Source organism: Pseudomonas sp. AMR01 (assembly GCF_041946035.1).
GTDB classification, from domain to species: domain Bacteria; phylum Pseudomonadota; class Gammaproteobacteria; order Pseudomonadales; family Pseudomonadaceae; genus Aquipseudomonas; species Aquipseudomonas antarctica_B.
The window spans coordinates 238,250-252,040 of sequence record NZ_JAUTYR010000002.1 but is presented as its reverse complement, the minus strand read 5'-3'; the positions used below and the strand labels follow the sequence as shown (position 1 = coordinate 252,040).

Below are 13,791 nucleotides of genomic sequence, written 5' to 3'. Positions count from 1 at the left end.
TCCAGCGAGCACCGGGACAGCAGTAAGGCTTTCGCTGCCATTCACTGGAAACCACCGACATCAAGTTAACGGTCGGGGGGTAGCTACGTGCCCCATCCGCAAGCATCGAGCACCGACGGGCTTCAGCCGCAACTGCTGATCATCCTTGACCAGGTAGCGCATCGCATAGTGGACATGACTGCGGATCTTCAGGTCACTACGAAGGATCATGCCTATACCCCGCCGGTCTCCATCCCTACCCTTATATTCTTCCTTCTCGTGGTTGCAGCTGTGGGAGTAGCCCTGCCCCCTAGTAACGTGCTCCCACAACTCACCAATCTGCTGGGCCTTGTAGACGTCAGCCCTTACCTCGTTACCGTTGAAGAAGAAAGCCACATGGATGTGGTAGCCGCGATCCTCCCCCTGCTCTACTGCGCAGATATAGCCAATGAGGTAGTCGAAAATCGGGTTACGCTCACGCTCAGCTAGCAACCGGTCTAGATCGTCGAATACTTGCTCGACACGCAGCCTAGTCTGAACCGTATGGCGGTAATACAGATTGACCCGAACGATCAGGGTCCGCGAGTAGCGATCAACCATAGCGTCCGAGTAGTCACACACACGGTCCGCCTGCTGCTGAGCCAGATATCGACGATCACCCTTCTGGCGGCGATACCGCTGCTCACCTGTTAGCTGACGGATACGCTCGACGAGCACGTTCATGCTGCGGTGGTGGTCGAGGTAGGCCGTGCCCTCTTCATTTAAGCAAACAGCCCCGGCAGGGCTCCGCTCCAGACCAATGTCCTGACAAGCCTCCCAGAACGCTTGCAGGTGTTCGCTGTAACGGTATTGGCAACGGTCATCGAATAAATCAACCATCTGCTGAATACGATCGAAGTAACGGGAGAGCCTCGTCCGCTCCGGCTGCTCATGAGCTGAGCGTATGCCTAGCAACCGGAATGCAGGGCTGTCGTATTGCTCGATGGACTTGACGAGCCGCTCAATCTCGATGGCGATATCGGATTGGGAGAGGCTGGTGTAGGGGCAGCAGTTACTCATGATTGTGTACCTGGTTGGTTGTTTTCATACCAGATACCGACTGTGCAATTTATAACCGGCGACCCACTCCCTTGATAACCAGCGATGACTGGACCATAGGGAGATTATTCATAGGTCGTTGATGACTGTCTCATGGCTAGTAGATTTGTAGTGAATGTCTACCTAGGAGCTATATAAATAGATGCAGCTCCGACTCAAGTGAACGCTCCCGACCAGGCAGGACAATAAGGATCAAAGCTCCCAAGCCTGCCGAGAAATTTACCCAACCACCTTCTGAGGGAGTTAGCCGAGAGTACACCCATCCCAGGCCGCATAAACGCCATGACCGGCAGCGAGCCGGTCATGGCGTATCATGAGGAATCGTGACTCAGACCCGTCACCGTGGTCGCCGGCCTACATCTCTTTAGCCAAATCACGCGCACTGATCCGCGCTTCGATCCAAGCCTCGACCTCACTTTCTACCCACGCGACCGCACGCTCCCCTAATGACACAGGCTTCGGGAATCTGCCCTCGGAGATGTATTTGTACAGCGTCGAGTTCTTAAAGCCTGTAGCCGCCAGCACGTCTTTCTTACGGAGCAATTTTTTCATGGCCGCAGCCCTCTGATTGGTTCAGAGGATGGGGAAGCCTTATAAAAAATGACCGGTCCCTCTACGGCCTGAGCCGTGGCGCGGTAAGCAGTCCCAACGCATAGCGCTGCTCCAGAGGAATATCCGCCTCACGCTTGAACGCCGCGACACTCCCCACGGCCTCATATCCAAGGATTAAACAGCCCTGTTCAGTAGCCTCCAGAGCCAACAGAGTAATAGCTTCATAGCCTCGCTCAGCAGGCACAGGGATGACGCACAACTCTAACCAGTCGAAGAAAACTTCAGACGTCTCTTGGAATCGTGAGCAGTACTCCTTCGCCAGCTCCACCGCCAACTCACGGAAGTGCTCAATGATCACCTCCCAGCCACTCTCTCCCAGCTCAGCATCCAGCGGTGATGACGGGGCAGGCTTGCGCAAATCCCTAGAGATCCTTTTTCGCAGCTCATCATCGACGTGGTCTGCGTGTGCTCCGAGAGCAGACCAGTGATGCGATAGTAGGTACGAGGCGTACTGTGATAGTAGCAACTGCAAGACTGCAAAGACTCGTGGGCGCTGCCGCCAAAGAAAGCGGACTACAGGCCTAGGGGTCGTGCTCGCGTTACCCAATGACTTTTTAGCCGCGCTGACGTCATTGCGAAGCCTATCGCCATGATGCTGAAACCACCGATCACTCGATTCGTGGGTCCAATGACTCAACACCTGAACATCCGTCGTTTGAGTCAGTTGACGATGACCCAAATTGAGAAAATAGGTACTCATGGCCTTCCTGGCAAAAATCGACGAAGACACTCCAGGTACGTAGCTACGAATAAACCCCAGATCCATCAGCCTACGGATCCTTTGCCTCAAACTGGCGGGCACCAGCCCCGTCAACTGAACCAGCTTCACGCTTCCAAGCTGACTGACCACCCCAAAAGCATCTGCGTAGCTCAAGAGGGTAGCCAGCAACAGTCGGTTAGCCAGACTGAGGTTGCCCCGGCGTCCCGGCGGAACCGGTTTACCGAACTCATTAACCGACTTCAAGGACTGGACTACTTCCGCACCATCACCGCCTTCATCAGGCCCCACCGCACGAATGACCGGGCCAGCGATCAGGCGCTTAATGAGTCCCTCGTGGATGACGGTCGGCACCATAGCCTTCTCGAGCGCGACCGCAAGAGCGGCTTGAACCTTATAAGTGTGATTGGGCCTTCCGGAAGACCCAGGCGTTGACACCGGCAGTTTAACAAGCCACCCGGAATCAACGAGCTGCGCTAAAGCCGATGCAACAACGCGAAGCGGAAGACCGAGTTGACTCGCCCGCACCTCACCACTGCACGGGCCTCCTTCGGCCAGTCCGTAACGCTGCACAAACGCCACCAAGACAAACTTCACCTCCGGCTCGACGCGCTTGAGTGGCATAGCTAAAACGCCAAGGTAGTAGCTCAACTCGCTCTCTCAATCATTAATTTATTACCGTTAATATACCCTATATGAATGCTTTCATGCTGACAGCAATAAAAACGCATAACGTAACGCATAACAGGTTACAAAAATCCTCTATTCGGGTATAAACCATCCCTGAGAGGAGTACCTAAATGGCTATGAAAAAAACCGGACTGGACTGGCTGAATCATCGCGATAAAGCCCAGCTCATATGGGCCACTGAATACCTAAGACGCCGCGGCGTTAATAGCCTCTTCGGCCTTGGAGCGGTGACCCACAACGATTTATTAGAAGCGGGCAAAGCACTTGAAAGCTCACCTAGCGGACTGATCACACTCAACGCCATGAAAAATGCATGGCGCCAGAAGCAGTACCGCAGCGCTGACAACGGCAGACAAGCGCGAACGTTTTCACTTCCAAGCACTGCGATAAAAGCCCTTTCACTACTAGCGAAGAACAACGACGGCCAGAGCAATACGGCCCAACTCATTGCTCTGATCGAGAATGCAGATGAAGGACGCCGCAAAATGCAGGAGGATGTTCGGCAGCAGGCCATTAAGGAAAAAGCAGCACTTCGCAACGAGCGACTAAAGTCGGCCCGCTATAAAGCGCAATTGGAGATCACCACACGACACCTGGAGCAATGCTTGAACGGACTGGCAAAATGGGAACTGTCTATGGCGGAAGCCCTGCCCCCATTCAATGGGGATGAAGCAGAAGCAGACAAGTTGGCAAAGAAGAAGTTGGATCAGGTAAGGCGGGACATTCAGAAAGCAATCCTGAAACTGGACATTGCGACGCCCAGAGATGGAGTGTCACCATAATTTTTACCAACGCGCTTATGCCAAGGCCAGTACTGTCATAGCTTCAGACGCCCTTGCTAAGGACAGATCATGATCCGGTATTCCAAAAAGTATTCCAAAGAAAATTCAAAACCAAAAATATCTATATAAATCAAAGTCTTATTATTTCAGTTCAGATTACCCCGGCCCACCAATTCGAAGCATCGACAGAACCCGCCTAGTGCGGGTTTTGTTGTTTCTGGGGTTTGGAAAGCCCAGCCTGCCTGCCCTCGGATTTTTCCTTCAAGATGTAGCGCCTTTGATGAACTGGCGCACATCCCAACACAACGGTAATTTCCCACAGTCGCTGCTCATCAGCGACCGGCTTTGACAGGCTGAAAAGTGTAACCTTTCACACCCCTTGATTTAGCGGCATGCTTTGCGTGTTCCGCCTCGTTCATGGCGGCTGTGCGTGGGGCATCTTCGGGTGCGCCGGGTTCCTACACTTCCGGCCTGTCAACCCGCGTACAGCTGCCACCCAATCCTGTTTGACAGCAGGGGGCGGTAGCTCCTCAAATAGTGTGGGAGCTTCATCATGAAAAAAATCACCCCCAACCCCCCAACCACCAACATCTTCACCATCGCCGATAACATCGCCCCCGAAACCCTCCTGGTCCAGGCCAGCGAAACCCTCGCATCCCTGAATGCCATGACCACCGACCTCGCTTTCGAGCTCGACGGCTCGACCCGACAAAAATGGCTCGCTGCCCAACAGTTAATCGTCCTGAGCGAGCTGTTGATCGACCGCGTGTTGAACACACAATCCTTCACCCACGAACTACCTCAGCCATAAAAACACCAAAAGGCGAGACGCCTGACAACGCCTCGCCCTCTGGAATCCCCCCACACTTCCCATTAACCTGACGCCCTCTATCAGACAACCGGAAGTCCGATACCCGTGTTCAAGCCCCTCGCTGTCATCGCGCTCGCCTGCGCGCCTTTGCTTGCCAACGCTGCCGACCTGGCCGGCGTGTGGACGGGCACACTCGGCAAGTCCGCTATCACCGCTTGCTTCAACGGCGCCCATGGCTCCAACGGCAGTTATTACTACCAACGCATCCTCACGCCTATCCAACTGACTCAAGCCAACGCCAGCGAGCCGTGGGCCGAGGAAGGCAATACGGGTTTCTGGCACCTGGATGAACCTCAGGGCGACACGCTGACGGGCACCTGGAGCAAGACGCTTGGCGGAAAAAGCCTGGCGTTGAGCCTGAAGCGGGCGGATTCGGACAGTTGCGCCAGCGACACCTATAACAATCCGCTCGAAGCAGTGCCGCCGCCGGTCACGGTCGAGAAGAAAACCTTCGGCGACCACGCCTATCAAGTGAGAACCCAGGGTGGGCAAGTCACCTTTAAACTTGAAGGCGAAGGGCCGGCGATCGAGCGCATCAACCGCGACCTTGCGCGGTTGGCGGTCAGCCCCGATGGCCAGGCTGACTTCTATCGCGAGCGGCGCAACGCGCTGGACCAAAGTGGTGGCACGTCGACCAGTGAAATCACGGTGGAGCCGTTTTACTGGTCGTCACAGTGGATCACTGTGCGGTTTTACCGTTGGACAGCCGGTTACGGTCGCGGCGGGATCAGTTGGGGCCTGCACAGTTGGAACCTGCAGACCGGCGAAAGCGTCGACCCGTGGAGTTGGTTGGGCGGGCATGAGGAATGGGACAGCCCTTACTCCGGCCAGGTCAAGTTACCTCACGCCTTCAGCACGTGGCTGGCGCAGCAAACGACGCCCGAGGAAGGCTGCCCGGCGATCACCAGCTATTCGACGTTCGACTTGAGCTTCAACACTTCGGGCCTTCAGCTTTCAACGCCGGCCACCGGCGACGGCTGCGACAACGAGTTGAGCTTCACCTGGGAGCAATTGGACCCCGTGCTGAGCGCGCAAGGCAAAGCCGCACTGCCAAGCCTGAAGCTGCCCTGAAACGGGCCTTACAAAAAACTGACACTCGTTCATGAAGTATTCAGAAATGCTCACAGATAATAGCCGATCGCCACGGCCGCTCCCCCGAGCGGTCCCTTGCCCCGGTAGCCAGAACCATGACGCGTCCCGCTCCTCTGCTGCTTCTTCTCGCCTGTCTGTTGTTCTTCTTTTCGCTTGGTGGCCATGAGCTGCAAGGCTCCACCGAAGCACGTGTCGCCGGGATCGCGATGGCCATGCACCTGGACAACGACTGGGTGATCCCGCGCCTGTTCCGTGAACCCTTCCTGGAAAAACCGCCCCTGAGTTTGTGGCTGGACGCTGGCGCCATTCGCCTGTTTGGTGGCACGACCTGGGCGGTGCGCCTGGCCTCGGCGTTTGCCGGATTGTTCAGCGTGATGCTGTTTTACGGGATGTTGCGCAAGTTCGGGCGACCGAAGAATCTGGCGTTCTGCGCCGCGCTGATCCTGGCAACAATGGCCAGCTACTGGGGCAATGTGCGCGGCGTGGGTGAAGACTCGTTGCTCAGCCTGGGCGTGACTACCGCGCTGCTGGCGTTCTATCAAGCCGTTCGACCTGATCGCGAAGGCTCCGCTGTCTGGGCGTGGGCCTTGTTCACCGTCGGAATGGTCATCGCCACCCTCAGCAAAGGCGTGCTGGGCCTGGCCATGCCGGGCATTGTGATTTTCGTGTACCTGGTCAGTACCAGCGTGATGGATAAACGCGTGCACATCGGCGACTGGCTCAAGCCAGCGCTGCTGACACTGTTGGCGCTGATACCGCTGCTGATCTGGCTGGGATTTCTGTTTCAGCGCGGCGGAATGCAGGCGGTGGCCGAGGTGCTGTGGACCAACAGCGTCGGGCGTTTCAGCGGCTCGTTTGTCGAGGCCGGGCATTACGAGCCAATCTACTACTACATCGCCAAACTGCCCGAGGCGTTCCTGCCGTGGAACATCCTGGTGTACCTGGGCCTGTGGCACTTTCGCAAAAGCCTAGTGCGCAACCGCTACCGCCTGTTTTTTAGCGTGTGGCTGGTGGCGCAATTCACCTTGCTGACCCTGGCATCGAGCAAACGCATTGTTTACCTGATGGCACTCACACCCGCCGCTGCCGTGCTCGCTGCGGAATATGCCGGGGTGCTGCTGGAATGGGTAAAAAACCACAAACCTGGGCTGTATCGCCATCACCGGAGCGTGATCACTGGCGTTTTCACCTTGGCCATCGCCTGTTACCTGACGGCAGCGTTCTGGTTTGCACCCAAAGCCGACAAACGTCAGTCGTTTGTGCCGGTGATCAGCGCGGTGCAGAAGCTCCAGGCCGAAGGCAAAGACGTGGTGTTGTTCCAGCCCAACGAACGCATCGCCGGGGCCAGCGTGTTCTACCTGCAAGCCTACCTGCCGATCCTGCAGACCGAAGCCGAGCTGCGCAGTTATCTCACGGCCAAGCCCGGCAACGTGGCATTGCTGGACCGTACTGAGCAGTTGAGCGAGAAGGTCACGGTGATCAAGGAAATGTCGATCAACCGCCAGCCTTACTTCTTCGTCGAGCAGTAAGGCTGACGCGGTGCATCAGTGCTTGGTGAGCTTGTCCAGGTAACCCATGGCGAACGCCGAGATTACGAAGGTCATGTGGATGATCACGTACCACATCAAATGCTGCGGATCGACGTTCTTGGCGTCCATGAAAATGCGCAGCAGGTGGATGGACGAGATCGCCACGATGGACGCAGCGACTTTCATCTTCAGCGATGAAGAGTCCATGGTGCCCAGCCAGTTGAGCTTTTCCTTGTTGTCATCGATATCCAGCTGCGAGACGAAGTTCTCGTAGCCGGAGATCATCACCATCACCAGCAAACCGCCGACCAGCGCCATGTCGATCAACGACAGCAGCAGCAAAATCACGTCAGCTTCCAGCATGCTGAACACGTTGGGAATGACGTGGATGATTTCCTGGAAAAATTTCAGCGCCAGAATCAGCAGGCCCAGGGAAAGCCCCAGGTAAATCGGCGCCAACAGCCAGCGTGAGGCGTACATCGTATTTTCAATAAAGCGTTCCATCAGATCTCACACGGCTTGGCTAAAAATGGCCGCAAGTATACCAGCCGCTCACAAACACCTGTAACCGTGAGAAAACTGACCTGAGCGGCATCTGTAAGAAGATTTTTCTGCTAGTGTCGAGCGCATCGAATCGGCTTGATGACGTCGAACAGGAAAAACTCAGATGATGGATGTGCGATCCCATTTGGCCACGCTAGGCCTGGGTGCGGTGTTGCTGATGACTGGCGGCTGCTCCCCCAAAGAAGAGCAGAAGCAAGCCACCCTCGAAGAGAAAACGGCCAAGTTCGAGCAGTCGCTCGACAGCATCCAGGACCCCAAACTGCGCGACGCCATCGCCGACCTCGGCGGTTCGCTGCTGTTGCTGGAGCGCGCGCGCGGCAAGCTCGCCAACAAGCCCATCGAGGCCGAATACGGCGAAGACACCCTTGCCCTGCTTAAGCATTACCCCACGCCCCAAGCCTTGGTGGACACCTACATCAATGGCCTGTTCGTGCTGCGCAAAACCTCGCACTCCGACTACCTGACCGACTTGCAGCCGGTATTCCCGTTCAACTTCAACACGCCGGACCAGTTCCCGTTCCCCCACGGCCTGGAATGGCAGTCGGTAACCTTGAGCAACAATAAAATCGTTCCCTTCCAGCCGGAATGGTCGGAAACCGACCCCGGCATCCAGCTCAGCCCCAGCAGCTCCAACTTGACCAACCCCGATGACCTGACGATCACGTACCCGTTCATCGACGGCATCGAGACCGAAAACAAGAGCCAGCCGCAGCCGGTGAGTCTAAAAGGCGCGGTTGAAGTAGTCGCGCCGGGCAAAGTGCTGACTTTCGACCTGACCAAAAAAGACGTCGGTCACAAACGCACCGAGGGCAATATCACCCTCAACCTGCTACTGCTTGAGAAAAACTACGCCGAGATCGAGCTGACCAACAGCGCGCCGCTGGCGCCGGAAGTCGGCGACGAATCGCCAAACCCTCTGCTGGTGCAAGCCCGAGACAGCACCGGGCAGTTCCTCACCCGCGCTGGCTCGATCAACGAAAATGCCGCGCAAGTGGCATTTTACGAGAAGCAGCTGGGCGAAATGCAGAAGCAGACGGCCTGGACGGACGCGTTCGAGAAGCAGCTCAGCGATGAGCAAAAAGCCTTTGAGCGCAAGCAGAGCAGCCATTACGCCAAGGTGTATTTCAATGGCGTGATCGACAACCTGCAGGTCAACGTTCTGGACTTTTCCACCGCCACGCTCACGCGCAAGGACCTCGACCTGCCGGTGCAACGCTTCGACAAGAACAGCCTGCAAAATACTGTGCAACCCCTGCCGATGCCGGTCACGGTGTACGACGACGGCGTCGCCAGCTGGCTCAAAGACGCGGCGATGACCGAAGACCAGCTGAAAAAAAGCGTCACCATCAGCCAGTCGACCGAAGACGCGAGTGCCGCCAAAGTCGTGTTCGACCACCCTTTCACCTTCAACGACGAACTGGTCGGTGCCGAACGCAACAACAGCGACGCGCCCATCACTTTCTTTACGGCGGATGAAAAGGGTGAGCGTGGCGAGCCGATTGAGCTGCCCACCGAAGCCTTTGAGATGAACGCGGGCAGCGGCACGCTGACGTACGACCTCAACCTGTTTCCGGAAACCCCGGCGTATGTGGTGGGCTCGGTGCCGCTGTTCCTGGCCACGATTGATAAAGCCGTGATCGACGTCACCAAGCTTCCCAAAGGCCTGTCGCTCAAGGACAACGCGCTGGTGGTCGACCAGAAAGAATTCCCCTCCGACAGCTGGCGTTTCTACGCCAAGGACGCCAGCGGCAACTACCTCAAGGAAATTCTGGGGGTCAGCCACCGCGCCGAGGAGTACGGCACGGCCCTGTTTGACGTGCATTACTTCTACGGCCAGCCGACCGCCCTGGAAAGCTACCAGCGCACCGACCTCGACACCGTGCAATACGGCTTCGAGGTCAAGCTGGACAAGCCCGAGAGCAAGTAAGGCTCAGTGGTGGGTCTCACGGGTCGCGTGCTCCCGGCCGCCATTGAGCTGCCGCAGATGCGCCTGCAAGTGCAGGCACCAGATCTGCGGGTCATCGGCAAGCTCATAGCCGTGCAACGTCAGGCTGTCGACAATCGATCCCAGAATAGTTTCTGCCACGAAAGGCCCATGAAACGGGCCTTGAGACTTGATGGCAGAAGGTTGCTCACCGGTCATTCCGGCAGCAAACAACAAGGTCCACATTCCGTTATCCCCCGCAAGAGGGCGAATGGAGCATTCGATACGGGTGACCAGCCCCAGGCATTGGCGGGTAAGGCAAAGGTTGCGCGGCATGGCGGCGACCCTCGGTAGATCGGTGTTCAACCTCAGCGCAGGGCCGAGGCTGTTTCTATCCAGTGACTCCTGTGGATATCCCTTGAATTGAGGATAGAGGAAAACCGCGCCAAACCAGGGTTGTAGAGACCAACGGGCGTTGGTCCCTGGGCGGGGAGTCAATTTTGTGGCGAGTTGACGACTATTCCCCAACTCACCACTAACCCAATGTGGGAGCGGGCTTGCTCGCGAAGGCGGTGCATCAGCCACTTATACGTTGACTGACACGCCGCCTTCGCGAGCAAGCCCGCTCCCACATTAACCGAGTCTCGGCAACCGTCAGGTAGGTTTGGCTTCTGCCAACGCCTGCTGCGCCAACTCCTTCTCCGCCTCCTTCAAATCCTCCTCGCTGATCATCTCGGCAATCGCGCGCAAGCGCTCTACCACGCGCGCATTCACGGTGCCTTCAGGGAATTGCCCCTCCTCGTCCGGCTCACCCGCCGGCTCGCCCACCAACAGGCTCAGCGCCTCGTCCGCCTGACGCACCGCGTAGATGTGGAACTGCCCGGCCCGCACGGCCTGCAGCACCTTTTCATCGAGCATCAGCGTAGCGACGTTGGCCTTGGGAATGATCGCCCCTTGCTCACCGGTCAACCCGCGCGCTTCGCAGAGGCGGAAGAAGCCTTCGATCTTCTCGTTGACCCCGCCCACCGCTTGCACTTCACCAAACTGGTTGATCGAGCCGGTGATGGCAAAGCACTGCTTGAGCGGCGTCTTCGACAGGGCCGAGATCAAGGTGCACGCCTCGCCGAGCGAGGCGCTGTCGCCGTCCACGTAACCGTAGGACTGCTCCAGCGCGATACTCGCCGAGATCGCCAGCGGGAATTCCTGGGCATAACGGCTGCCCAGGTAACCGGTGAGGATCATCACGCCCTTGGAGTGAATCGGCTGGCCGAGGTTAACCTCACGCTCAATGTCGACGATGCCGCTGCCGCCCGGGTACACCGTGGCGGAAATCCGCGCCGGCACACCAAAGGCCGAATCACCGACCTCCAGCACCGTCAGCCCGTTACACTTGCCCACGGCCGCGCCGGCGGTATCAATCAGAATCACGCCAGCGAGCATGTCGTCGAGAATCCGTGCCGACACCCGCCCGGTGCGCGTGGCCTTGGCCTTGAGCGCGCGTTCGATATGCCCGGCATCGGTCATTTCGTCGCCGGCCAGGTGGCGAATGAAGTCCGCCTCGCTGACCAGTTGGAACAAGTCGCCAATACGCGCCGACAAACGGCCCTGATGCTCCGCCAACCGCGCGCTGTAGGTGGCCAACCGCGCCACCGCGTCCGAGGTCAGCGGCGCCATGCCTTCTTCCGAGGTGCGGGTTTTGAGCAACTGGGCGAACTGCTCCAGGCTCTCGTCGACCATCGGGATGTCTTCGTCAAAATCCACCAATACGCGGAACATCTCCTGGAAATCCGGATCGGCGTCCTGCAACGCATAGTAGAGCTGGCGCGAGCCGATGATGATGACCTTGACCTGCAACGGGATCATTTGCGGGTTGAGGGTCACGGTCGCCAGGCGGCCCAGTTCGCCCAACGGCGCTTCCATCTTCAACTTGCGCGACTGCAAGGAACGCTTGAGCGCATCCCACACAAACGGCTCGCTGAGCATTTTCTCGGCTTCAAGGATCAGGAAGCCGCCATTGGCACGGTGCAACGCGCCGGGGCGCAACTGGCGATAGGTGGTGTACAGCGCGCCCTGATCGGTGCTGTATTCGATGCGGCCGAACAGGTTGTCGTAGGTCGGATGCGGTTCAAACACCACCGGCGCGCCGCCGTTGACCGGATGGCCAACCACCAGGCTCGGGCAATATTGCTCTTCGAGCAGCTTGCGCGCCTGGGCGTCGGTCTTGGCGTCGTCCACAAACTGCTCAACCACGGATTTGAGCAGATACACCTGCATGGCCTGGAGATAACCGCAGACTGCCGCGTTTTCTGCATACTTTTCCGACAACGGTGAGAGCAATGGCTGTAGGGCCAGGGTGATGGTCTCTTCGTTGAACTGACGCATCTGGTTGTTCGATTCGCGCTTCCACTGTGGCAGGCTGGCCAGCTCTTCGTTGAGGCGTTCTTCCAGCTCGGAAATATCCGAGTGGAAACGCTCGCGATCGGCTTCCGGCAGTTGCGAAAATTCCGCCTCGTCCAGCGCCTTGCCTTCAAGCATCGGGGTGAACGCAATGTTGGAGCTGTCGCGGTACAACGCCACGTCTTTTTCCAGCGCCAGGCGTTCGATCACGTCCAGAGCCTTGTCGTAACGCTGATTGAACGCACGGTCGATGGCGCTCTTGCGCTGCTGATACGTCGGGTGCTCGAAGACCGCCGGGAACGTGGCGACCAGGTTGTCGATCAAGCCGTTGATATCGTTGATGAACGCCGCAGCGCCGCCCGCAGGCAATTCCAGCGCACGCGGTTCGCGAGGGTCATCAAAATTGTTCACATAGACCCAGTCAGCCGGGGTCTGCAGGCGCTTGCCTTCGGCCTTCAGGTAGCGTTTGACGAACGAAAAGCGACCGGTACCGGGCTCGCCCATGACGAACACGTTGTAACCGGGGCGTGGCATGGCCACACCGAACTGCAACGCTTCAACCGCACGTTCCTGGCCAAGCACACCGCGAAAGGGCTCCAAATCATTGGTGGTCGAGAAGCTGAACTGTTCAGCGGAAAAAGGACGAGTCAGCGCTTCGGGCGCTAAACGCAAGCTGGCAGCAACAGGATCAGGCATCGGGCTTCCTTACATCAGGCGGGGCAGATGTCGGCATTCTGGCTCCCGGTTACGCGCTCTGGCAAGGCACGCTTTGGGTAAAGCATAGACAGCGGAGCCGTCCTGCAAAAAAAACGCAGTAACTCTTATTGTTTTATAAAAAATCACGGAACCCAGGGATCGTGCCTAAACTCCAAACTGCGCGGGTTGGACTAATAACTGACCCCTAGGGCGCTGCGACGCGTCTGAACCCTTGTCCATTGGTTTGCACACAAAGAGAACAAAGCTATGAAACGGATCCTTCTTGGTACTCTTTTCACCGTCGTCTCCCTCAACGCAATGGCAGAATCACCAGGTGGCCCGAACTGCGGTTGGGGCAACATGTTGTTCGAAGGCCAGCGCGGCACTCCAGCTCACTTCCTGGCTTCCACCACTAACGGCACCTCCGGTAACGCCACGTTCGGCATGACCTCTGGCACCAACGGTTGCAGCACCAACAGCGCCCTGACCTACGGCGGCAAGTCCTGGATTGCCATGAATGGCATGATGAACGAGCTGTCTGAAGACATGGCCAAAGGCAATGGCGAAGCACTGACCACCTACGCGGTGGTACTGGGCGTTGCGCCGGAAGATCGCGAGCACTTTGCTGCCGTGACCCACGAGCACTTCCAGCAGATCTTCAGCAAGGCTGACGTGACCGCTGACGACGTGCACAACAACACCCTCGCCGTACTGAAAAGCGACTCCCGTCTGGCGAAATACGCAACTCAAGCTTAAGCTCGACACGCCCGCGCCTTCCAAGGCGCGGGTCTTATTTTTGGACCCGCCCCCCTTGGGTCTCACTTTTTCCGACTTAAGTT

General features: G+C 57.6%; 12 protein-coding genes. 6 read left to right on the top strand and 6 right to left on the bottom strand.

The window, feature by feature from the left end; translation table 11 throughout:
• Positions 1–60 precede the first annotated feature (60 nt).
• The 3 genes from Q7C20_RS03070 to Q7C20_RS03060 form a co-directional block, all read right to left on the bottom strand.
• Positions 61–1,038, bottom strand: a complete 978-nt coding sequence (locus Q7C20_RS03070) for an inovirus-type Gp2 protein (RefSeq protein ID WP_375065279.1) — start codon at positions 1,036–1,038, stop codon at positions 61–63.
• 393 nt (positions 1,039–1,431) lie between these two features.
• The gene (locus tag Q7C20_RS03065) at positions 1,432–1,629 is read right to left on the bottom strand and encodes a helix-turn-helix transcriptional regulator (RefSeq protein ID WP_375065277.1); all 198 of its coding nucleotides are present in this window, start codon (positions 1,627–1,629) and stop codon (positions 1,432–1,434) included.
• Between the two features lie 61 nt (positions 1,630–1,690).
• On the bottom strand, positions 1,691–3,058 hold the full coding sequence (locus Q7C20_RS03060; RefSeq protein WP_375065275.1) for a hypothetical protein: 1,368 nt from the start codon (positions 3,056–3,058) through the stop codon (positions 1,691–1,693).
• A gap of 149 nt (positions 3,059–3,207) precedes the next feature.
• On the opposite strand from Q7C20_RS03060, the gene Q7C20_RS03055 reads away from it, so the two are divergent.
• From Q7C20_RS03055 to Q7C20_RS03040, 4 genes are all read left to right on the top strand, one after another.
• Positions 3,208–3,879 (top strand): hypothetical protein, encoded by a 672-nt coding sequence (locus Q7C20_RS03055; RefSeq protein ID WP_375065273.1) that lies wholly within the window; start codon positions 3,208–3,210, stop codon positions 3,877–3,879.
• A gap of 553 nt (positions 3,880–4,432) precedes the next feature.
• Entirely contained in the window at positions 4,433–4,690 is a 258-nt protein-coding gene (locus Q7C20_RS03050) for a DUF6124 family protein (RefSeq protein ID WP_375065271.1), read from the top strand.
• A 105-nt stretch (positions 4,691–4,795) separates the two neighbouring features.
• On the top strand, positions 4,796–5,821 hold the full coding sequence (locus Q7C20_RS03045) for a hypothetical protein (protein WP_375065269.1): 1,026 nt from the start codon (positions 4,796–4,798) through the stop codon (positions 5,819–5,821).
• A gap of 116 nt (positions 5,822–5,937) precedes the next feature.
• Positions 5,938–7,371 carry an ArnT family glycosyltransferase gene (locus Q7C20_RS03040; protein WP_375065267.1) on the top strand — a complete coding sequence of 478 codons (1,434 nt, stop codon included), beginning with the start codon at positions 5,938–5,940 and terminating at the stop codon, positions 7,369–7,371.
• Positions 7,372–7,386: 15 nt separating this feature from the next.
• On the opposite strand, the gene Q7C20_RS03035 is transcribed toward Q7C20_RS03040, so the two are convergent.
• Complete coding sequence (locus tag Q7C20_RS03035) at positions 7,387–7,875, bottom strand: TIGR00645 family protein (RefSeq protein WP_348057023.1); 489 nt, start codon at positions 7,873–7,875, stop codon at positions 7,387–7,389.
• Between the two features lie 163 nt (positions 7,876–8,038).
• On the opposite strand from Q7C20_RS03035, the gene Q7C20_RS03030 reads away from it, so the two are divergent.
• On the top strand, positions 8,039–9,862 hold the full coding sequence (locus Q7C20_RS03030; RefSeq protein ID WP_375065264.1) for a hypothetical protein: 1,824 nt from the start codon (positions 8,039–8,041) through the stop codon (positions 9,860–9,862).
• A 3-nt stretch (positions 9,863–9,865) separates the two neighbouring features.
• Here Q7C20_RS03030 and Q7C20_RS03025 read toward each other — a convergent pair whose 3' ends face one another.
• Both Q7C20_RS03025 and Q7C20_RS03020 read right to left on the bottom strand, forming a co-directional pair.
• On the bottom strand, positions 9,866–10,195 hold the full coding sequence (locus Q7C20_RS03025) for a hypothetical protein (RefSeq protein ID WP_375065262.1): 330 nt from the start codon (positions 10,193–10,195) through the stop codon (positions 9,866–9,868).
• Between the two features lie 318 nt (positions 10,196–10,513).
• On the bottom strand, positions 10,514–12,952 hold the full coding sequence (locus Q7C20_RS03020) for an AAA family ATPase (RefSeq protein ID WP_348057079.1): 2,439 nt from the start codon (positions 12,950–12,952) through the stop codon (positions 10,514–10,516).
• A gap of 267 nt (positions 12,953–13,219) precedes the next feature.
• Between Q7C20_RS03020 and Q7C20_RS03015 the strand changes: the two genes are divergently transcribed.
• On the top strand, positions 13,220–13,708 hold the full coding sequence (locus tag Q7C20_RS03015; RefSeq protein WP_375065260.1) for a DUF3015 domain-containing protein: 489 nt from the start codon (positions 13,220–13,222) through the stop codon (positions 13,706–13,708).
• Positions 13,709–13,791: the final 83 nt, after the last annotated feature.